General features: G+C 67.5%; 19 protein-coding genes and 4 pseudogenes. 12 read left to right on the forward strand and 11 right to left on the reverse strand.

Annotated features, from left to right (window positions below; all coding sequences use genetic code 11):
* Positions 1-354 precede the first annotated feature (354 nt).
* The 4 genes and pseudogenes from ACIOHP_RS38335 to ACIOHP_RS38350 all read right to left on the reverse strand — a co-directional run.
* Positions 355-532: pseudogene (locus ACIOHP_RS38335) on the reverse strand (VWA domain-containing protein); the annotation flags it as partial.
* 180 nt (positions 533-712) lie between these two features.
* A complete protein-coding gene (locus ACIOHP_RS38340) occupies positions 713-1,060 on the reverse strand; it encodes a hypothetical protein (RefSeq protein WP_401894696.1) in 348 nt (115 codons plus the stop codon).
* The gene (locus ACIOHP_RS38345; RefSeq protein WP_401894698.1) at positions 1,057-1,188 is read right to left on the reverse strand and encodes a hypothetical protein; all 132 of its coding nucleotides are present in this window, start codon (positions 1,186-1,188) and stop codon (positions 1,057-1,059) included. The genes ACIOHP_RS38340 and ACIOHP_RS38345 overlap by 4 nt, the downstream gene beginning before the upstream one ends.
* Positions 1,189-1,303: 115 nt before the next feature.
* A complete protein-coding gene (locus ACIOHP_RS38350; RefSeq protein WP_401894699.1) occupies positions 1,304-1,867 on the reverse strand; it encodes a hypothetical protein in 564 nt (187 codons plus the stop codon).
* A 187-nt stretch (positions 1,868-2,054) separates the two neighbouring features.
* Here ACIOHP_RS38350 and ACIOHP_RS38355 point away from each other — a divergent pair, with 187 nt between their 5' ends.
* The 3 genes from ACIOHP_RS38355 to ACIOHP_RS38365 all read left to right on the forward strand — a co-directional run bounded on the left by ACIOHP_RS38355 (position 2,055) and on the right by ACIOHP_RS38365 (position 4,505).
* Positions 2,055-2,696: a TetR/AcrR family transcriptional regulator gene (locus tag ACIOHP_RS38355; RefSeq protein ID WP_401894701.1), complete on the forward strand. Its 642-nt coding sequence runs from the start codon at positions 2,055-2,057 to the stop codon at positions 2,694-2,696.
* 10 nt (positions 2,697-2,706) lie between these two features.
* On the forward strand, positions 2,707-3,072 hold the full coding sequence (locus tag ACIOHP_RS38360; RefSeq protein ID WP_401894703.1) for a VOC family protein: 366 nt from the start codon (positions 2,707-2,709) through the stop codon (positions 3,070-3,072).
* 602 nt (positions 3,073-3,674) lie between these two features.
* Positions 3,675-4,505: a hypothetical protein gene (locus ACIOHP_RS38365; protein ID WP_401894705.1), complete on the forward strand. Its 831-nt coding sequence runs from the start codon at positions 3,675-3,677 to the stop codon at positions 4,503-4,505.
* A 5-nt stretch (positions 4,506-4,510) separates the two neighbouring features.
* Here ACIOHP_RS38365 and ACIOHP_RS38370 read toward each other — a convergent pair.
* Positions 4,511-4,603, reverse strand: a pseudogene (locus ACIOHP_RS38370) (IS5/IS1182 family transposase); the annotation flags it as partial.
* A 37-nt stretch (positions 4,604-4,640) separates the two neighbouring features.
* Positions 4,641-5,081 (reverse strand): DUF5707 domain-containing protein, encoded by a 441-nt coding sequence (locus ACIOHP_RS38375; RefSeq protein WP_401894708.1) that lies wholly within the window; start codon positions 5,079-5,081, stop codon positions 4,641-4,643.
* Positions 5,082-5,565: 484 nt separating this feature from the next.
* Between ACIOHP_RS38375 and ACIOHP_RS38380 the strand changes: the two are divergent.
* Together ACIOHP_RS38380 and ACIOHP_RS38385 are read left to right on the forward strand one after the other, a co-directional pair.
* Positions 5,566-5,691: pseudogene (locus tag ACIOHP_RS38380) on the forward strand (VOC family protein); the annotation flags it as partial.
* A gap of 27 nt (positions 5,692-5,718) precedes the next feature.
* Positions 5,719-5,934, forward strand: a pseudogene (locus tag ACIOHP_RS38385) (IS5/IS1182 family transposase); the annotation flags it as partial.
* Positions 5,935-5,967: 33 nt separating this feature from the next.
* On the opposite strand, the gene ACIOHP_RS38390 reads toward ACIOHP_RS38385, so the two are convergent.
* Positions 5,968-9,894, reverse strand: coding sequence for a translation initiation factor IF-2 N-terminal domain-containing protein (locus tag ACIOHP_RS38390; protein ID WP_401894709.1), 3,927 nt, complete (start codon positions 9,892-9,894; stop codon positions 5,968-5,970).
* Positions 9,895-10,210: 316 nt separating this feature from the next.
* Here ACIOHP_RS38390 and ACIOHP_RS38395 point away from each other — a divergent pair, with 316 nt between their 5' ends.
* The 4 genes from ACIOHP_RS38395 to ACIOHP_RS38410 all read left to right on the forward strand — a co-directional run bounded on the left by ACIOHP_RS38395 (position 10,211) and on the right by ACIOHP_RS38410 (position 13,625).
* On the forward strand, positions 10,211-10,444 hold the full coding sequence (locus ACIOHP_RS38395; RefSeq protein ID WP_401894711.1) for a hypothetical protein: 234 nt from the start codon (positions 10,211-10,213) through the stop codon (positions 10,442-10,444).
* A 40-nt stretch (positions 10,445-10,484) separates the two neighbouring features.
* Entirely contained in the window at positions 10,485-11,048 is a 564-nt protein-coding gene (locus tag ACIOHP_RS38400) for a hypothetical protein (protein WP_401894712.1), read from the forward strand.
* A gap of 567 nt (positions 11,049-11,615) precedes the next feature.
* Positions 11,616-11,894: a hypothetical protein gene (locus ACIOHP_RS38405; RefSeq protein ID WP_401894713.1), complete on the forward strand. Its 279-nt coding sequence runs from the start codon at positions 11,616-11,618 to the stop codon at positions 11,892-11,894.
* Between the two features lie 9 nt (positions 11,895-11,903).
* The gene (locus ACIOHP_RS38410) at positions 11,904-13,625 is read left to right on the forward strand and encodes a tetratricopeptide repeat protein (RefSeq protein WP_401894714.1); all 1,722 of its coding nucleotides are present in this window, start codon (positions 11,904-11,906) and stop codon (positions 13,623-13,625) included.
* Positions 13,626-13,839: 214 nt separating this feature from the next.
* Here ACIOHP_RS38410 and ACIOHP_RS38415 read toward each other — a convergent pair whose 3' ends face one another.
* Positions 13,840-14,073, reverse strand: coding sequence for a hypothetical protein (locus ACIOHP_RS38415; protein WP_401894715.1), 234 nt, complete (start codon positions 14,071-14,073; stop codon positions 13,840-13,842).
* A 686-nt stretch (positions 14,074-14,759) separates the two neighbouring features.
* Between ACIOHP_RS38415 and ACIOHP_RS38420 the strand changes: the two genes are divergently transcribed.
* Both ACIOHP_RS38420 and ACIOHP_RS38425 read left to right on the forward strand, forming a co-directional pair.
* Positions 14,760-15,347 carry a hypothetical protein gene (locus ACIOHP_RS38420; protein ID WP_401894716.1) on the forward strand — a complete coding sequence of 196 codons (588 nt, stop codon included), beginning with the start codon at positions 14,760-14,762 and terminating at the stop codon, positions 15,345-15,347.
* Positions 15,348-16,019: 672 nt separating this feature from the next.
* Positions 16,020-16,262 (forward strand): hypothetical protein, encoded by a 243-nt coding sequence (locus ACIOHP_RS38425; RefSeq protein ID WP_401894717.1) that lies wholly within the window; start codon positions 16,020-16,022, stop codon positions 16,260-16,262.
* A gap of 316 nt (positions 16,263-16,578) precedes the next feature.
* Here ACIOHP_RS38425 and ACIOHP_RS38430 read toward each other — a convergent pair whose 3' ends face one another.
* The 3 genes from ACIOHP_RS38430 to ACIOHP_RS38440 all read right to left on the reverse strand — a co-directional run bounded on the left by ACIOHP_RS38430 (position 16,579) and on the right by ACIOHP_RS38440 (position 18,507).
* Entirely contained in the window at positions 16,579-17,136 is a 558-nt protein-coding gene (locus ACIOHP_RS38430) for a hypothetical protein (protein WP_401894718.1), read from the reverse strand.
* A 168-nt stretch (positions 17,137-17,304) separates the two neighbouring features.
* Positions 17,305-17,862 carry a hypothetical protein gene (locus ACIOHP_RS38435; protein ID WP_401894720.1) on the reverse strand — a complete coding sequence of 186 codons (558 nt, stop codon included), beginning with the start codon at positions 17,860-17,862 and terminating at the stop codon, positions 17,305-17,307.
* A 291-nt stretch (positions 17,863-18,153) separates the two neighbouring features.
* Positions 18,154-18,507: a hypothetical protein gene (locus tag ACIOHP_RS38440; protein ID WP_401894722.1), complete on the reverse strand. Its 354-nt coding sequence runs from the start codon at positions 18,505-18,507 to the stop codon at positions 18,154-18,156.
* A gap of 857 nt (positions 18,508-19,364) precedes the next feature.
* Here ACIOHP_RS38440 and ACIOHP_RS38445 point away from each other — a divergent pair.
* The gene (locus ACIOHP_RS38445; RefSeq protein WP_401894724.1) at positions 19,365-19,565 is read left to right on the forward strand and encodes a hypothetical protein; all 201 of its coding nucleotides are present in this window, start codon (positions 19,365-19,367) and stop codon (positions 19,563-19,565) included.
* Positions 19,566-19,728 lie beyond the last annotated feature (163 nt).

The following is a 19,728-nucleotide window of genomic DNA, read 5'->3' on the forward strand; positions in this document are numbered from 1 at the left end:
CGGCACCGACGACGGCGGTGGCGGTCAGGGTCTTGCGTATGGCGTTGATGATGTCTCTCCTCGTGGTTCCGATCACAACGTGACCGCTCAGAAGACTCACCACCCACCCACAGGGTTGCCCTGCCGGCCGCCGCATCTGAGGGGCGTCCGACGCGACGTCCCCGCCGAGACAGCGGAAGCGACCGCAGCCGGCCAGACCTCAGAAATGTCCGCCACCTCGGGCGAACTGTCACCCTCTGCCGGCTGACCCCCACACCAGCGCAGTGCCCCCGTACACCCATCCGAGATGCCAGTCCCTTCGGTCCCTCGACACGGCTGATCCGCCGAGGTCTGGAGGCCTTGAGCCGAGGAGCGTCAAGGGATGACTCCGGCAGTGCGGGCGTCGGTCAGGCACGTGGGGAGCTCGTTCACCAGCCGGTCGTACAGCAGTTGATCGTCGACGGCTTGAGGATCGCGGCCGGCGTGGAAGAAGCCCGCGTTGTCGACGACGCGGGTTATCCGGGACGGCCAGGGTGTCGAGCTTGCGCAGGAACGATGATCTGACTCATCGCTGCCGGATGTTCCGTGGCGAAGTCGAGGTCCTGGCTCGGCTGGTGAACGAGGCCGTGAGCCTGGACGGCGTAGCCTCCCATCAGTACTAGCCCGAAAGACTGCCCAGCGGTCAGTGCGTCTGCCAGCAGACGACGGTGATGGTCAGGCAGGTTCGGCAGTGTCACGCGGCGGCAGCCGGCCGCAGGGGCGCGAAGCGGGCCTCCCACACGGTGCGTACACCGCGGCCCAGCATCTTGCGCAGCACTGGCCAGTGCGCGATCAGCTGCGCGGCGTCGAGGTAGCGGACGTAATCCTCGTATGTGCCATTCAGGAGGACGATCCGGTACATGGCGAGCAGTAGCTTCTCATCACCGAGATCAAATGTGCGCAGCCCCGACCATGCCAGAGGGAGCGGGAGGGAGACAGCGCCCTCGGTGGGGCCGGAGAGTTCAGCCAAGTAGTCGGGCAGCTGCTCCGAGGCCGGCGCCCAGCGAGACGCTCCGGCGGCGCCCGACGCCTTTTCGCTCATGTCCTCGTCTTCCTGCCGAATTCATGGGGCATGGTACGGCGCGTCTGCCGTCGGGTAGGGGAGGCGGGCGCCGGCGGCAGCGCGGCCAAGTCGACACTGGCCTGCTCGAGCAGCTCGTCGAGGCTCATGCAGTCCACGATGCCTCCTGGTGCGACTGAACGCCGTACTTGGCTGGTCTGGCAAGTACGGCGCTCAGTGAGGTGCGTCAGCAGCGAGCCAGGTCGTAGGGAGCAGCCGATGAGGTCACTGCCTGGTCGTTCCAAGGATCTGGTCGGCCGTTGCGAAGCGGTGTTCCGTCGGCTTCAGCACTTCGTAGAGGTAGCCGAAGTACTCCGTCTCCGCCGTTCCAGTGAGCACCGCCAGTAGGAAGGCAAGGCACCCCATGTCGTGGTACTCCCATAGGGGGCCGCGCCCCTCGTTGTAGAGCACGGTCCAGTCGTCGGGGTGCTGACCGGGCCGCGCGAGCCAGTACAGGAACGCTCCCGTGCCCTCCTCGAATGCCCACGGCAGGACCCTCGCCCCCGCCTCCTGCAGGCCGGCGGGCTTGTCCTCGAACTCCCACAGGTCGGCCAGGATCTCGTGCCGTTGTGTCGTCTGCGCGTGCAGGTCGCAGTCGTCGTAGGCGGAGTCGGGGACGAGCAGCCAGATCGTCTCGTCGAAGATGCCGTCGCCGTATGTCTCGACGAGCTGCTTGTAGTCGGCGGGCAGAGCCAGACCGAGGCCGCGCTCGGCTTGCGCCCAGTCCACCGCAGGTGGCGGATGGGCGGGCGGCGGGCAGAGGCGGGCGAGCGCATCAAGGGCGGCCATGGAACGGACGCTACCGGGACACCAGCCGGTACCCGTGGGAGGGTCGACAGGCCGGGTGAAGATCGGCAGTTGAAGCTGGCCCAGGTACCGCTCGCCGGGGTGGTCCGCCCGAGCGATCGAGCGAGGTTGACGCTCCGTGTCGGCGATCTCTTGACCGGAGTGAGTGCTCACTCCGATACTTGCCTCCATGACGACCGCACCCAGTCGGCGAAGAGCACCGGCGATGGATCCCGACAGCCGTCGGGAGATGATCGTTCGGGCCGCGCTTCCCCTCGTGATCGAGCACGGCAGCGCGGTGACGACACGCCAGGTCGCCCGGGCCGCAGGGATCGGGGAGGGCACCATCTTCCGCGTCTTCGCGGACAAGGAGGAACTCCTGGACGCGTGCGTGGCCGAGGCGCTCAGTCCTGCCCACGCCCTCGACGAACTCGCTCTGGTGTCCATGGATCAGCCGCTTGCCGACCGGCTGACCGAGGCTGCCTCGGCGCTGCACGCCCACCTGGACCGGGTCGGCGCGGTGGTGGGGGCGCTTCATACGACGGGCGGGCGCGGACGACGTGGCCGTCCCGGCAGCTCAGAGGCCCAGCCCGATCGTGCGGCTGGCACCCTGCCCGTGCGAGAGGCGCTGGCCGAACTCTTCGAGCCTGAGCGGGAGTCGCTGCGGTTGCCTCCCGAGCAGTCGGCATTGATCTTCCTGGGTCTCCTGTTCGTCGGGGCCGGCAGGCCGCCAACCGGAGGCGAGCCGACGGATCCGGCGCCGCCGTTGCGAGTGCGCGACCTCGTCGACGTCTTCCTGCACGGCGTCCTGTCCCAGCCAGTCGAGATCTGAGAGGCAGAGCATGTCCATCACGCTGAACCACACCATCGTTCCAGCCGTCGACAACGAGGCAGCAGCGCGCTTCTTCGCCTCCGTCATGGGACTGGACTATCGAGGCGCGGACCGGCATTTCGCGCCGGTGCAGATCAACGATTCCCTGACGCTGGACTTCATGTCCGTCGAGAATCCGGTCGGCCACCACCTGGCCTTCGACGTGGATCCGTCGTCCTTCGATGGGATCCTCGCCCGGCTCGACTCCGCCGGGGTGCCCTATGGCAACGATCCCGGCGAGCCTGACAATGGCCGGATCGACCACCCGCTGTGTCCTCGTGGCCTGTACTTCACCGATGACGCCGGAAACCTCTTCGAGGTCATGTCCCCCAGGTAGCGGCCATCCGGCCTTGTCGGCGGTAATGGCCGGCTCGGGCTCGATGGCGGCGCCGCCAGGCGGACCAGCTGAGCCGGGCCATGCCCAACTCGGCCACGCGGTGCCCTCGATGCTGCCCCCGGAGGAAGGGGGGGTGTTCCGCGAATATCTCAACGAGGCACTCGAGGTACTAATGACGCGCTGTAGGAGCATGACGGACACGGCCCCTCTGGAAACTCGGCCATCGCAAGATCGTGGCCGCGATTCTGGTCCAGCGTCCTCGCTACGTTGACACCGCTGACGAATGCTGGGACGAGATTCTCCGGCTAACGGACGTCTCAGCGTCCTTTCGCTGGCTGAGGTTCTGGCGTGGCGTCGTATGGAACTGTCCCAAGCGCGGTTGTGGCAGTCAGCACCCATCGTGGGATGGCGCAGTCATGGGGTCAGTCCCAGCGGATCAGTTCTGGTTCGCCGTGGCGAACCAGCAAGTGCGGGTAACGAGGAGCAGCAGGGGGTACCACGACCCCATCGAGACAAAGCCGCTGACCAGCGAGCGCCTTGGCCGGTGACGCGATCCACACGCGTGCGATCATCTTGCTTCGCCGAGACGACAAGGAGAGGTCATGGCTGGCGTGACGGTGACGGTCTGTTTGCCAGCCGAGGCTGCGGACGATGTCGAAGGTGCACTGACGAAGGCTCTGGCCCCGTTCGACTCCGACGCATACCCCGACTACAACCCGGTCGGTCGTGGCATGTGGGACTCCCGCCTCATTCACGGCGGCAGCGATGGCCACGGCTTCGCCATCGCCCCTGGATACGAAGACGACCCCCGGCTCATCCACGACGAACCTGCGCCCGACGGCACGCCCCGCCCCAGCGCCCCAGGCGTCTGCGCCGGCGGACCGCGCGCACTCCTCGATTTCTCCCGCCCGCACCTTGCTTCCGAGCGTGCCGCTGCGGCGTCGTGGGATCTGTGGCACAGCCTGTCCGCCGTGCATCCTGCGGCCGTACCTCTCGCGGACTTCGTGGACCGTTGGCGCAACGACCCCACCGCGTTCCCCGGTGACCGGTACGCGGACAACATGTTTGCCGCCTACCGTGGCCAGCCGCTGATCAAGGCGTACCTCGACCACCCCTTCAGCCTCGGCATGGGCTACCTGGGCTTCCTGGGCGACAGCGATCCGTCGGAGCACCCCGTCATCGGTTACAAGGGAACCCGCGCCGAGTACATACGAGATCTCACGTCCACAAGAACACCGAACACGGATGTACTCACGCTGGATGGCTGGTGGCTGGAGATGTATGAGCACGGCATCGAGGCCGTCCACGCCTTCTGCGAGCCGGAACTGTGCCCGCACGACCCTGCGCTCCCCGCCGTCTGGCCTGGCAGCGAGGCGTACCTCGCGAACCTTCCCGGCGACACGATCATCGTCCGGGTCCACTGCCACTGCTGATGTGACTTGCGCTGCTGTGATGCGAACAACGGGGCGAGGTGGTCGATGATGCGGTCGGCGGCCGACTTCGATACCCCGAACAGCAGGGTGAGCCGGCGTCTCAGACCGTGCCGATAGGCCTGCTCCGCCGGTCGGTCAACGCGTTGTGAATGTGGCCGACTTGTCCGCGAAGACCGTGTCGCCGTTCTTGCCGGTGGCCAGCGTCGCGACGTACCACGTGTCCTGCCCGGCCTCGGTGGCGGTGACCGGGACCCGGTAGGTGCAGTGCTGGGTGTCGTCGCCGGCGGGCTTGCATGTGGCCGACTCGACGTTCTTCATGTCCTTCTCGGTCAGCGGCTTGTCGGCGAAGGCGCCCTTCGGCCAGGCCAGCACCTTCAGGCTCTTGAGCCCGGAGGGCGCTGTGATCTGCGTGGTGAAGGACAGCGAGCCGTCGTGGCCGGCGGCCGGGGCGGTGTAGCGGACGGCGCTGTCCTTCAGGGCCGGCGGCTGCTCCCCGGCCTGGGCGAGGGCGAAGGCGCCGGCCGCGCCGAGGACGGCGACGGCGGTGGTGGCGGAAAGGATGATGCGTCGGGACATGGTCGGTTCCCCCGTGTGTGATGGCGGCCGGGCGCCAACTCCGTTGGCCTGGCGTGCCGTTGTGGTCCTGGCGCGTTCTCCCGCGCCGTTGCGTCGATCTTCGCCGCACACCGCCGCCCCGGCCATGAGTACGTGTACTCAATCCCGTACTCACCCCCCGCACTGCGCAGCTGCACGTCGGCCGCGCACCCTCCATCCGGCCTCACCGCGCAGCGTGGTGACCTGCGGTGGTCTGCACAGTCCGTGGTCGGGCCTGCGCACTGCAGGGCCGCCGTCGTGGTCGGGCCTGTGGTCGGGGGTGCGCAGGCGCTGAGCACCGGGTGGTGGGCGGTGTGTTGTGTAGCAGCCCTCCCGCCGCAACGCGGTATCGCTTCCGCAAGAGCAATGTCCTGATACGTGAGGTCAGCGAGACCGACCGCGGGTCGGCCATGGCTCCGGCCGATTCAACGACGTCGATGTTGTAGAGGATTGCCTCGACATCGAGGTCTCTGCCCTCGGTGCCCGCAGAGTGGATGTTGGGCAGACCGGCAACCAGTCATGGACCGTGCTGGCCGATCCAGAGGGAAACGAGTTCTGCGTAGTCCGACCGAAGCAGACCCTTATCAGCTAGGGCCGGTCCGGCCGATCAAGTTCGCAGTCAGATGACGAGGGCCACCGGCTGCGACGGGGCCGACGTGGAGGCAGGCCGCCAGCCTTCGACCTCGAGACCTACAAGCAGCGCAACACCGTCGACCGGTGGGTCAATCGCCTGAAACAGTGGCACGGGATCGCCAACCGTTGTGAGAAGACCGCGACCGTCCACCTGACCGGACTCCACGTGGCGGCAGGCATCTTCCTCTGGTCCGCCCGCTGATCTAAACGAAACTGCTCAGGAGTGAGTGGCGACCTATGGCAGCTCTGTGCGGGTGTGGAAGGAGAAGCGTGCCAGGTCGGCGCACCAGGTTTGGTAGCGTCCGGTCGCGGTGACGACGGGCATCTGTGTGGAGATCTCCTCGATGAGCTGTGCCACGGTGTGCGCGGGGTCATGCTCCGGCGGGCAGGCCTTGAGGGCGTCGGCGATGTGGTCCGAGGGGTCCGCCTTCATGATGGTCTCGAGGATGACGGTCGAGTGGCGCGGATGGCCGACGAGCGTGGCCAGCAGGATCTGAACGACCTGATGGGTGCCGGGCGTTCCGGGTGTGCCGACGAAGTCGGACAGGTCGTCGTGGTCGATGCCGATACGGACCAGCCGGTAGAGATTGACGAGCTTCTTCGCCGCGCGCGGGGTGGGAAGCAAGTTCCCGAGGCGCTCCATGAACTCGATCTCCGCCTGCTGCAGGGTGAGTTGTTCGGGCTGCAGCTCCGGCATGGCGAACCGGACCCGCCTGAGCGGGGGTCGGTCAAGGCTGTCGAAGAGGTCGCGCACGGCCCGGTCCGGCTCGGCGACGCCAGCGTAGGCGGGTGCGGAGGGCTGCCCCTCGCCATGCCGGCCCGAGGGTATCGGAGATGTCGGTGCGGCGCTCTCGTTCTGTGTGGAACCCGTTGTATCCGTATCCGAACGGGAGTTGAGGAGGGCGCGAAGATAGCGGCCCGTCTTCTCCGATGAGGCGGGAGCCAGCGCGTACGGTATTTGGAAGATTTTGTCCAGATAGTCCAGCGGGGTCGCGCTGTCCTGCGTGAACAGTTCCTGGTAGTGGTGCTGCAGCGATGCGAGCAGCCAGCGCGGGTCGATCGCGACGACTACGACGAAGAGCGGCAGCGCCAGCATGAGATGCACCGCTTCCAGTACCTCGACGACCCGGGCAGGCGGGCACCGGTCGAGGTCGTCGATGTAGAGCACGATCCGTTCCAGGGGCGGGGGTGTGGCGGGGCGCGTGCGGTCCCATTGGGCCCTGGCCTCGGTCAGCGCCGTGTCGAGCTGGACCAGGTCACGGTGTACCTGCCCGAGCAGTCCCCGGTACTGCTGGTAGGCGGTGGGAGTGCCGCGCTCGGTGAGGAACATCGACAGCCGCACCGCGGCGTCCAGTTCCGCCAGCCTGGCATGTGCCTTGCTGACCTCCGCTTCGAGGGTCTGCTGGCGCTGCTCCAAGGAAATGCGCAAGCTGCCGGAGAGGCTCTGGCCCTTCCCCTGCCAGGCACGGATTCTCGCCAACGCCGGTTGTACGACCGGGACCAGCAGGCCGGTGACGCCGATCAGTGCGGAGACCCAGGTGCTGAGCCACTCCCGACTGAAATACGCCACCGCCAAGACTGTCGCGACGGTCAGCAGCGCCCACCGGCTGCGCCATGCGTCACGCAGCACCATGCGGCCGTTCAGGAACAGGAGCCGCGGTATCTCGGCCGGGGACCCGGCGGACGCCGCGTATCCCGTCGGGCGGGCAGCCGCCGCCCTCGACAATTCGGTATGCAGGCGGCGCTGGTCCTCCTCGAGGGAGGCTACTCGCGCGGTGAGGTCCTCACGTTCGGCTCGCGCCCGTTCCGGGTCGGTGTCGTACGGCGCCTGCCCCGAGAGGTCTGTCAACGACTGGAACAGACGATCCACCAGTCCGGTCCACAGGTGATCGTCACTGAAATGCCAGGCGTTGAAGCGGATCTGCCGGATGTTCGCGGCGAACGCACTGCGCCCCGGGTTGTTCGCGGACAAGGACGCCAGATGGTCGACCCGCGTCTGCATCTGGTCCATGAAGCTGGACTTGCCCGAACCCCACTGCCCCAGCAGCGCGATGGCCATCGGAGGCCGGCTGTCGTGGGCGGCGGCCAGCATGGCGAGGGTCTCCACGTCGGTCTCGTTGCCGAGCAGGTCCTCGGCGCTGGACGTGTCGCTGTGCAGACCGGGGAGGGGCCGCAGGCGTGTGGTCGAGCCGGTGTCTGTGCCGGCCATCTGCTGACCCGTGACGGGATCCCAGACGCGGATGGTGCCGTCGTAGCCGGTGCTCGCCAGCAGGTTCCCGCGCCGACTGAACGTCACCGACAGCACACCACTCGTGTGCCCGGTGAGCGCGCGCACGGCCCGGCCAGTCGTGGGGTTCCACACCCTCACCAGCCCGTCGTCACCCGCCGTGGCCAGTAGCGTGCCGTCGCCACTGAAAGCCACGCTTGAGGCATGCCCTTCGTGCAGGGTGCGCGGCTGGTCGTCGACGGCGAGGTTCCACAACCACACGTCGTCCCTGTCGGCGCATGCCAGGACACTGCCCACGGGGCTGAACGCCACGGACAGGAGTTCGTAGCCCGGATGCTCGGAGCCGTGGCGCAGCTCGTGCACGGTCTGGCCGTTGGCTGTGTCCCACACTCGCACCCAGCCTTCGAGGTCGGCGCCGGCCAGCAGCCCGCCGTCGGAGCTGAAGGCCAGGGACTGCACCGAGGTCGCCCGGGCGTAGAAGGTGTCACGGGTGGAGGCGGTGCGCAGATCCCACAACCGGACGCTGTGGTCGTAGTCGGCGCTGGCCAGCAGTGTGCCGTCTGGGCTGAACGCCACCGCCGCTGCGGGACCGTTGTGAGCGGCAATCGCCTGTTCCTCGCCGGTCCTCGCATCCCACACATGCACGCCGTCGAGTCCGGCGCCGGCCAGCAGCGTGCCATCCGGACTGAACGTCAGCGCACGGGGCGTGTGCCCGTGGCCGGCGAGGTTCCGCCGTTCCTCGCCGGTCTCCGCGTCCCACAGCCGCACCGTGTTGTCATAGCCTGCGCTGGCCAGCACGGCGCCGTCCGGGCTGAAGACCAGGGAGGCTATCCAGCCGCCGTCCGTGGTGAGCGCGTGGACCTCGAGGCTGCCCGGTTCGGCGGCACGTGGGTCCCACAAGCGCACGACGCCGTCGTCACTGGCCCCGGCCAGCACGTTGCCGTCCGGGTTGAACGTCAGTCCCCAGACAGTCTGGCTGAGGCCGGTGAAGGCCAGCCGTTGTTCGCCGGTCTCCGTGCCCCGCACCCGCACCACGCCGTTGTCGCTGGCGGTCGCCAGCAGATCGCTGTCAGGGCTGAACACCACTGCCCGGATGACGGCATGATCCGGCTGGGTCCACAACGGCTCACCGGACAGGGCATCCCACAACTGCACGGAGTGTTCACCGGCACTCTCACCGACGCTGGCCAGCAGCCTGCCGTCCGCGCTGAAGACCGCCTGGGAGGCATTGTGACCCGTCAGGGTCCGCACCAACTGGCCGGTCCTGACATCCCACACGTGCGCTGCTCCCTCGGCGAGACGTGTGCCCGCCCCGGCCAGTACGGAGCCGTCCGGGCTGAACGACAGCGATGACGCCCAGCCGGGGAGGAAGCGCACTTCCTCGCCGGTCGTCGGGTCCCACAGCTGTACTCCGTCCAAGTGGGCACCGGCCAGTAGCTGTCCGTCCGGGCTGAACGCCACTGCCTTCAGGCTGCTGGCGGGGTAGCCGAAGGACCGCACTTCCTCGCCGGTCGTCGGGTCCCACAGCCGTACTCCGTCCAAGTGGGCACCGGCCAGTAGTTGCCCGTCCGGGCTGAACGCCAGCGACGACAGGCTTTCGTCCGGGCTACCGAAGGACCGCACCTCCTCGCCCGTCCTCTGATCCCACAGCCGCACCATGCCGTCACCGCCCCCGGCGACCACCGCACCGTCCGGGCTGAATGCCACCGTGCGCATCCGGCTGGCATGACCGACGAACGGGCGGGACACCAGCGCTTCGGCGCGAGCGGTGGCGGCGGGCCCCAACAAAGAGTTGGTGAGCCGTCGTACGTCCGGAGCGTCGATGGTCGAGGAGGCGGAGCGGGCGGGGATACCGAGGTCATGCAGTCTCTGCATGACCACTTTGCTCTCGACGCCGAACTCCTTGGCGAGTTCGTAGACCCGGACTCTGGCCACCTGGTTGTTCCCTGTCCTTCACGGCTGTGCGATCACTCCGTCGGTGTACGGTACTGCCCGCCGCTCCAGCTTCCAGCCCGAGCTGTGACTCTGACGGAACCGTGGCGACCGGGCCACGCTCGACGATGCGGCCAGCGCTAAACGGACCATGTTCCGAGGCTCTGACCGTCCGCCCCCAGCCCACCGCCGCGGCATGGCCGGTTACCGCAGACGGAGGGCCCCGGACGGAGAACTGTCCAGGGCCTCGCTGTCGGCTCGAACCGTCAACTCCCCGGCGCGTAACCGGTCCAGGGATTCGGGCGCGATCTGCCCGAGCATGAGGCGAGGATCTGTCCACTTCCGTTCTGGCCCGGTGGAGGGTGGCGGCGGTCTGGCCGTCGAGGGTGAGTGGACCGCCCCGGCCACCGCCCAAGAGCGGTACACGGAGTGGGTCGGGCTGTACGGCCTCGACCCGGCCGTGCTGATCCGCCTCATCGAGGAGAGCGACGGCCGCGAGACCGTGCGCAAGACCTGGACCGCGCAGGGTGAGGTCGAGGGCCCGGGGTCCTGAGCGTCTGGGCGGCCGTTCGTGCTGCGGGAGCATGTGCCCCATGCCCAATACGCTGTGGACCCTTCTGGTGGCCGCCGTCACCGCCGTGGTGACCACCCTTGCGGTCGGTCTGTTCGTCACCCCGCGCATGGAGGCCCGCAAGAAACGGTTGGGCGAGGTCCACATCGCCCGCGACACCTTCGGTGCGAACATGCTGCGGATCATCTCGGCGTGCTCCCTGCTGCAGAGGTTCGAGCTACCGGCGGCCGACGATTCCGGCTGGACGCCCGTCATGCGCGAACGGCTGACGGGCGAGCGGAACCGCTGGCTGCAACAGCTCGACGAGGCCACCGTGTGGCTGCTCGACAATGCCGCGACGTACGCCGGCAGCTGGCCGAACTCACGCATCATCCGGTTCGCCATCGACTACGCCGGTCACGCGCGTGCGGTCGTTCTGTCCGAACGGGAGGAGTCCACCAAGGCGGAGCTGCTGCTTGCGCTGACCGTGCCGGTCCAGCGGCAGTTCTTCGGGTGGCCCTGGTCGCGGGCCCGTCACATTCTCGCCGATTACCGTGCTTTCGCCGAGACCGTCGCCCGCATCAGTGGCGAGCCCAGCACTTCGTAAGCCGGGCGCACGGAGTGCCCCGGGCGGAGAACCGTCCGGGGTCTTGCCGTCTGCCGGGCCGTCAGCCCTCGCGTTCGTAGCGAACGATGGCGTCCGCCACGTCCTGCTCCAGGTAGTCAACCCACTCCGACCCGAAGAACGCCATCGGGTGCTACTCGCCCTCGATGGCGCCGCCGCCCTGGGGGCGACGCTCGATGAACTCTGCGGTGTTCTCCCGCTCCAGGTCGGTGGTGCGCAGTTCGACCAACTCCCTGCTGCGCGCCGCGGTGTCCAGCTCGACGGCGAGTGACGGCGTTCTCCGGATGGGGCAGGTTGCGGGCTGGCTGTACCTGCGCAGTGGGTGGAGGCTCTACGGTGGTGTGACGACAGGCTTTTCCCGGGGGGCAGGCCATGGAGCCAGTATCGGCCGCATTGTTGTTGGCGTTGGCGACGGGTGCGGCGGGGGCCGCGGGCGGGCAGTCCTGGCAGGGCTTGGTCGCGCTGGTGAGTCGGTGGCGTGGACAAGCGGGCCCGTCGGTCGGAGTGCCGGCGGGTGAGATGGAGCCGGTTCCGGCCGAGGCGGAGCTTATGTCTCTGGAGCAGGAGCCTGCCGATGAGCGCCGGGCACAGATCTTGTCGGCCGCGTTGGCCGCGCGGGCCGGGACGGACGCGGGTTTTGCCGCTGCACTGGATGCTTGGCATCAACAGGCGCGGCAGGCGGTGCCGAATACCGGAGCGGGCAGCGTCTCCACCACCATTTCCGGTGGCAGTCAGGGCATCGTGGTCACGACCCGCGATGTGAATGGTGGGCTGCGCATCGGCCCGTCGGCGAGCGCGCCTCCACCGCCTGAGCAGTCCGGGAGCTGAGGGCCGGTCATGGTTGTGGAGCTGTCCGGTGACGGTGATGTCCACGCCGAGGTCTCCGGGGGCCGCCAGGACGTGGTCGTCACCGCGCGGGATATCACGGGGCCGGTGACGATCACCACGGCCGGGGTGCGGGTGCCCGGTTATCTGCAGGACCCGAAGCGCTGGCCACTGGTGGAGGCCTGGGACGCCCTGACGGCCGGAGCACACCGGGCCCGCCCCGACGACCGCGGTGATGTGGTGCCTCCGTATGTGGCTCGGGATGCCGACACGGCGCTGCAGACACGGCTGACCCATGCATCGCATCGGGGCGGACTGGTGCTGGTGGTGGGGGAGTCGACGGCGGGCAAGACCCGTGCCGTCCACCAGGCGGTGCGCCGGTGCCAGGCGCTGGGCGGCTACCGGGTGCTGGCCCCGGACACCGGGCCGGATCTGGTGATCGCGGTGGACGTGGTGGCCACCACCGCAGTGCGGTGCGTGGTGTGGCTGGATGACCTGGAGCGCTTCCTTACCCCCGACGGGCTGGAAGCAGGGGTACTGGCCGAACTGGTGCGGCTGCGGACCCCGGTGCTGGCCACTATGCAGCTGCGCCACTACGACACCTTCTACCCCCACACCGCTGAGACCCAGTCACCCGTGACAGGAGCCCGTGTACTCAGACAGACCGAACCTCTGTACCTGGAGCGGTGCTGGAGCACCGGAGAGCTGGCACGCGCGAAGGACTGCGACGACCCGCGGATCATCGACGCCGTCACCCACCACGGCCCTTACGGGGTCGCCGAATACCTCGCCGCTGGCCCCGCTCTGCTCGCCGAATGGCGCCACGCCAGCCGCCCCGGCGGCCATCCCCGCGGCGCCGCCCTGGTCGCCGCCGCCGTCGACCTCACCCGCACCGGCCTGCCCCAGCCCTACCCCACCACGCTGCTCACCGCCCTCCACCAGCACTACCTGCCCAACGGGCCCCTGCTGCGCCCCGAGCCCCTCGACCAAGCCCTGGCCTGGACCCGGAGCCTGCGCTACGGCGTCACCAGCCTGCTCCTGCCCACCAGGAACCCCGACGCCTGGAACGTCTTTGACTACTTCCCCGACCACACCACCGCCCCCGTCACAGAACAGGCATGGCGGACCGCCCTGGATCATGCCGCCGAAGACGAACGCATCGCCATCGGCTTCCACGCCTTCGACCCAGCGCCTCACATCGCCGAGGCCGCCTGGCGCCCCCTCGCCGCACACAGACCCGACGCTGCGCTCTACCTCGGCATCCTGCTCGCCGAAGCTGGGCGGAGTGAGGAGGCGGAGCAGATGTACCGCCGGGCCATAGACGCCGGGAACACCGACGCCGCGCTCAACCTCGGCAACCTGCTCGCCGAGGCAGGGCGGAGTGAGGAGGCGGAGCAGGTGTACCGCCGGGCCATAGACGGCGGGAACACCGACGCCGCGCTCAACCTCGGCAACCTGCTCGCCAAGGCGGGGCAGAATGAGGAGGCCGAGGAGCTGTACCGCCGGGCCATGGGCGCCGGGAACATCCTCGCCACGTTCAGCCTCGGCGTCCTGCTCGCCGAAGCTGGGCGGAATGAGGAGGCGGAACAGATGTACCGCCGGGCCATGGACGCCGGGAACATTCCCGCCGCGTTCAACCTCGGCAACCTACTCGCCCAGGCGGGGCGGAATGAGGAGGCCGAGGAGCTGTACCGCTGGGCCATGGACACTGGGAACATCAGGTCAGGGAACTGACTACCAACGTTTGCGGCTGGTTACAGCGTTCTTACCGGCACCCCTACACACGACCGAGGCCTGACACGGGGTCCGGCCTCACATGCTTGGCCCGCCAGCCAGCTCCGCCCTCCCGTCCGCTAACGGCGGGCAGGCTGAGCCCACCGGGCGTGGTGAGGCAGCTCAGGAAGCGTTGTCAGCGCCCAGGAGTACGGTCCGCACCATGACGTCGACCTCACATTCCAACTCCGTTCGGTGGCTGCTGGAGGTCACCGCCCCCGCAGGCCCCGCAGACCCGGCCGCCTTTGAGCAGCAGCGGCAGCTTCTGCGGTCCGTAGCCCAGTTCGACCAACCCACGCGAACCTGGTGGACGTACATCGGCGCGCTCGATGCACGGGCGCTCCAGATCCTGGAGCGCCTCTTCCGAGGCCGCCCGTCGTTTCGGTACCGAGGTCAGCGTGCAGGCCATCGCGGCTCCCGATGCCTGGAAGGGGCCCTGCTTCAGTGACGCCGGCGAGCTGGCAAACCTCGTATCAGCACGCGCCGATCACGGTCGGCCGTTGGGGCAGCTCCACATCTGAAAGCGGACCGATGCCCGGGTGAGTGGTTCGATGCGAGTCGTGGGTGAGATCTGGCTGCTGAACTCCGCTGGTGACTCGATGAGTTGGCAGTACGGGATGGGGGAGTGCATTGCGGGCCGACAAACGGCGGATCCAGACGGCGGTGCTGGGCAGCGCGGACTCGGAGGAGCCGCTGATGCTGCCGATGGAGGCCATCGAGCTGGACGTGTTCCGCCACCGCTACGAGGGCGAGACCCTTCTGGTGCGGGACTTTGCTCGGTGGCTGCGGTCGTCAGCTGACCACGAAGTTGTATACGGATCGCGCCTGTCATTTCGCCCATCACCCGGACCCGGACGGGCTGCTGCACGCGTGCGGGCGCCCCGCCCGCGGCGTGAACAGTGCGGACCACCTGTACGTGCGGTCGGCGGCCGCAGCCTGGCTCGCCGACCGCGGCGAGCCAGGCGAGCTTCGAGTACACCGGCTCAGCCGAGACGCCGTTCGGCTCCGTCGTCGACATCCGTTGGCCGCGCGGCGCGCTGCGGGTGCACCTAGACCAGGCGGTGGCGCCGGTGTGGGACCACCGGCCTCGAGCCCGTGCTCGCCCAGACTGTTCCCGTCGACCGCGACACCCTGATCAGCCGCTGGTATGTGCACCGGATCCGGCTCGACAGCGAGGGTACGAGCAGGCGGGTGCGGATCGGCACCGAGGCTTTCGCCTGGGACACCGAGTGGTTCACGCTGGACGATTGTCAGATGACCGAGCGCGGCCTGACGACCCCGGCTGTGGAGCGCATCATCCGCTTGCGCACCACAGCCCCGCCATCGAGCTGGCCCGCTACGAAGCCCAAGAAGCAACCAGATGCCGACACTCGCGCGCAGGTGCTGCTGCGCCAGCTGGCCGATGCCCGCAAAGTCGAGGCCGTCGTCGTTGTGACCCGGGTGTGCAACGACATAGCCGACCTGAGCGGCGTGAGCGCGGCAACGCAGGCCGAACTCGATGACTCCGTACGCGACGCGCACCTGTGGTTACAGGAACAGGCCGCCGTCCGGCGCCTGCTGTTTGAGCGTCTGGAGCAAGCCGTGGCCAAAGCACACGTCAAGGAGACCCGCGAACTTGCTGACCCGCGGCAACGCGACTTCAGCGCACGAGCGCACAGACGACGAGAACCGCATCGCCGGTGACGCCGCCTCCCTCATCGCCGCTCACACCCGGGCACGGAAAGCGGCAGAAGCACAACGCGACAGGCACCGGACGCCGGACTGGGCGGCGCGAGTCGCCGCGGACACGGTGCGCCGGGTTCTTTATGACCTTCGCTATCGTGGCCAGCGCCACATATCGGAGGCGACGCTGCACAACCACGCGCAGAACCTCGCCGAGAACGCCGCCAAGGCAGGCAAGCACCTCGCTGTGTCCCACCGCCGCGAAGTCGAAGAGTGGGTATGACGCTCCGACAACGCCCGTAAGGATGTCGTCCCTGCGGCTCCGGTGCACCCCACAGACCAGAGCACCGTGTCGTCGAAACCGGACACCGCCCCAACCGCTGCTGCGGCCGAGCCTGCGGCGCATACGGTCCCGGTGTGGGTGTGGAAAGACCATTACGGAGTCCTGTGAGCCGCCGACCATCCGACCCGCCCCGAGGCCACCATCCGACACGTCCCGCTTCCCAAGGAAGCTGGCCCGCTGCAGCGCCTCTACGGGAACCTCACCCTTACCGGGCTCAAGAACGGTGAACAGCTTGCTGTCACAGTGGTGAAGGTGGTCGACCCGGCCGGTGCCGAGAATCCGTACGCCACGCCGGACGCGGGCAAAAGGTTCGTGGCAGTCAGTTCCGGCTGAAGAACACCGGCACCGCGGTGTACGACGACTCCCCGACGAACGGGGCACGGCTCCTGGACACGCAGGGCCAGCAGTTCGACTCCGCCTACCAGGACACCATCGTCGGCCCCGGCTTCCCCGGAAGCATCACCGTCGCGCCTGGCGACACAGCTCTGGGATTCATCACCTTCGAGGTTCCTGCATCCTCGAAGATCGCCAAGGTGCAGTTCGCGATGAACAGCGGATTCTCCGCAAACACCGGGCAGTGGACGGCGCCCTGACCGGAACGGGCGCCCCTGCCACGGGGGCGACGCCGCGTCAGCGAAGCGATCAGCCAGCTCTGGTCGTCCAGGACGGCCTGGTGGAAGGCGCAGGCGAGTTCGAGGGTGGGCGTCATGGAGGTGAGGCCCGCGGCCTCGATGCCTGACGCGTCCGAGTCCTTGCCGACTGTCTGCCTGCCATCGGTCCGCCGCCGGCGCCGTCGCGCTCTCCGGCATTAGAGCCTCATACGAAGAGCGGGCCTTGACCCATCCGCCGGGTCAGCGCCCGCTCGTTCATGCGCTGTCGGTTGTGCACGCGATCGGCGGCCTTCTCTGGTCAGCTGCGCATCTGCCTGGCGCTGGTGAGTGCCTTGTCGATCGAGGCCAGGAGTTTGTCGACGGCGCGGGTCTGCTGCTGGACGCGGACGATGTACTCGCCGAACGCGGTGGTGTGGTCGACGGGCAGGGCGATGAGGTTCTTCATGTCCTGGACGACGTCGGCGACGAGCAGCGGCAGCGGCGCGGCGCACTGCGCGCCATGGCTCTCCACGCGGGGGATGAGCCGGGTGAGTTCCTTGAAGTCGTCGCCGTTCGCCGGGCCGGGCAGGGACTGGAGGCGGCGGGCTTCGACATCGGCGGCGCGCAGCTCGGTGATGAGCGCGTTGAGGTCACCGTTGGCGACGTCGGCGGTACGGTCCTTGGCGCGGCGCTTGCCGAGGATGATCCAGCCGATGGCGGCGAGCACGATAGTCACCAGGAGGCCGGCCACGCCAAGCACGACCGTGGTGGTGGAGCTGGCCCCGGTCGCGATCGTTACGCCGACCTTCGTCAACTGGTCCGATGCGAGGGCGTACTGGTCCAGGGTGTCCATCGCGTGGGTGAGGGTGCCGCTCATGGGCGTGTTCCTCCTGAAGAACGGTTGTACGGACTGGTTGGTACTGCAAACTGCTGATCATGGGACGTGCGCCGCCGGGCGAGCTGCGTCCCTAACGCCTCGGCGCCCGGTCCGCACGCTTTCGTGTCCGGACCGGCTCAAGGTCTGCGCGGTGGTGGGTTGTTCCGGCTACTTCACGTTGGTCGTGAACCTGTCGCTGGGCGTGGACTTAGTGGCGTACGGCCCGTAACACAGGTCAAAGCTCCAGTCCTCGTCTTTGACGTCGGCCGCTTGGAGGGCCGGAATCCTGACGCGTGCCTCTGTTCCGACGACCGCGAAACTGTTGTCGGGCTGGAAGCAGCCCAGGTAGATGGTCTCCCCGCTCTTGATATAGGCGGTCCTGCCGCTCTCCTGTACGGCTAGGTCCTGGTGCAGGATGACCTTCTGGAGACTGGTGGTACTGCCGACCGACTCGGGCGGATTGATGTAAGCGCGTGCTCCGTTTTCGGAGGCTCCCGGCTGCGCGGTATTCATGTATGAGGGGGCGAAGAGCCCCATGAACGCAAGCAGAGCACCGAAGCCACCAGCGGCGGCCTTTCTGCTGTATGTCGCCCGGGACGTGTACTTTCGCAGATGGTCCAGCTCAAGCTGAGACGGATCGTTGTTCGTCCATTTCAGAACCTCTCGAAAGCAGTCAGCAATGTACTGATTGTGATCAGGTTTGTTGTAGCTGCGTACGCTGTCCATCCAATGTTGGGCAAGAGTAGGCCTCGTTACCCGCGAATCAATCAGGATTTGCTGTACTCCTAGTACGTGCTTCCAACTGGGAGGGCGCTTGTGCGTCCCTGTCGCCCTGAGGAACTCGGAGACTTTTCCACCACAAGAGAATAGTCGCTTGCCGTGGCAGCATTTCGCATGAAACGAGACGTAGCGGAGGCTGAACTTGTTGTGGTCAATTTCTTCGCGTACGCAGGTGAGTAGCTTTTTGTGAGCCTCGGGGGCGCTCTTGCGAATCTCGCCAAGTGCGGGGCCTGGCATCTAGTGCTCCACGGGGGTGTCGTTGCTTTCCTCACGGCTTTCTAGTTGCGCTTCAGCCGTTGCCTTCGGTGCCGAGAATGTCGAGCCTTCGGTCGACTTTATCCCTATCTTCGGCGGCTTATCCGGCAGGGCTTCAGGGGCCACGACGTTCATCTCCGCAGAACGCAGCTTCTCTTCGTGAAGGGTCGTACTCGCCGACTGGAGAAGATGGTTCACGCCGACCACGATTGAGAGGATGAGCGGGTCGATCCGAGTCGGATCCATGCCCATGCCCAATAGGGTGATCGTCAGCGTGGTGAACGTGACGAGACCGCCCGCGGCAAGAGCTACGGCAGATCGAGAGCTGAGGGACAACTTGGCCTTCCTCTGTGCCTGATGGTTCTGGGCATCGCGAACTCAGCCGTTCGACGTTGCTGTCTTCTGGCCTGCTTCCCCGAGCACTCCGGACGCCTGATCACAGGATGCTCAACGAGGGGGTGCTTATGCAATGGGATCAACCCTGATGGGAACCATCCAGGAACGTTCCCTACTTTTGGCTGCCCCATCGTTCCCGCAGGTCAAAGGCAACGTTCCTAACTTTCTGACGCATCGCTTCCAGGGAATCCGTTTATGTAAATCCGGCGCCCGTGGATGGCGGTCCCGTTTACCTGCTCAAGATCTAACTTGGCGATAGGGCCGCTCTCTTGTTCGATCGTCAGATTTGCGGTCGAACAAGAGCGGCCGCCGAGGCGGCCCTCTCGGTGTGGGCTACGTTTCGGCCTCGTCCTCGCCGAGCTCCTCGGGCGTGAACTCGGTACGGCAGACACCGCAGATGATCGGGCCGTCCTCCAGGGACTTGGGGGTGACTTGGCGGCGGCGGGCCGGCTTGTCGTCGTCGGTCCGGCACCCGCAGACGATCGCGAACCGCTTGGCCGCGCGCCGCTTCTTCTTCGGTTTGTCCTCGCCCGCCGGTCTCGCCCGGCTCCTAGTCCTCCTGGTCGTCGTCGGGGGCGGTGAAGGGTCCGTCTACGACCCTGCCTAGGCCCACCCCCACTTCGTCCTCTACAGCGAGCCGAAATACGGGATCGTCAGGGCGGCGTGGAACGGAGGGTGTCCATCGAGCGGGAGTCGCCGTACGTGACGGAGTGGCTGGGCAGGCTCCAGCCGTGCAAGCCGGGCACTCTGCACACCACGCTCGTGGAGTCGGACAAGACCGCCGACCTGTTCCACGCGTGCGTCGACGACGACAAGGGCTCCCGGCCGCGGTCGGCGGCCCGGGCTGCCTGTGCTTCAAGACGTTCATGGACCCGGAGTTCGGTCTGCCGGTCGTGGCGCACCACTACCGCACCGTCGGCGAGAACACCGGCCAGTGGACCTACAAAAGGCCTACCCCCCGCTCGATCCGCAGCCGGATGACGAGTTCCACCGCCTGATCATCGACCGCACCTCCAGCATGCTCTGGTCAGTCCGTGACGGTCAGGACCGACTGGCCGAGGGGCTCACGTATCTCATGGGCCGCGCGGAGTGTCCTCGTTGTGCCAGCGTGTTCCGCATAGCGGACGAGTACGCAGCCACCAACCTCCCTACTGTGCCTTC

Origin of the sequence: Streptomyces sp. NPDC087859, assembly GCF_044742595.1 — a bacterium.
In the GTDB taxonomy this organism is placed as follows: domain Bacteria; phylum Actinomycetota; class Actinomycetes; order Streptomycetales; family Streptomycetaceae; genus Streptomyces; species Streptomyces canus_F.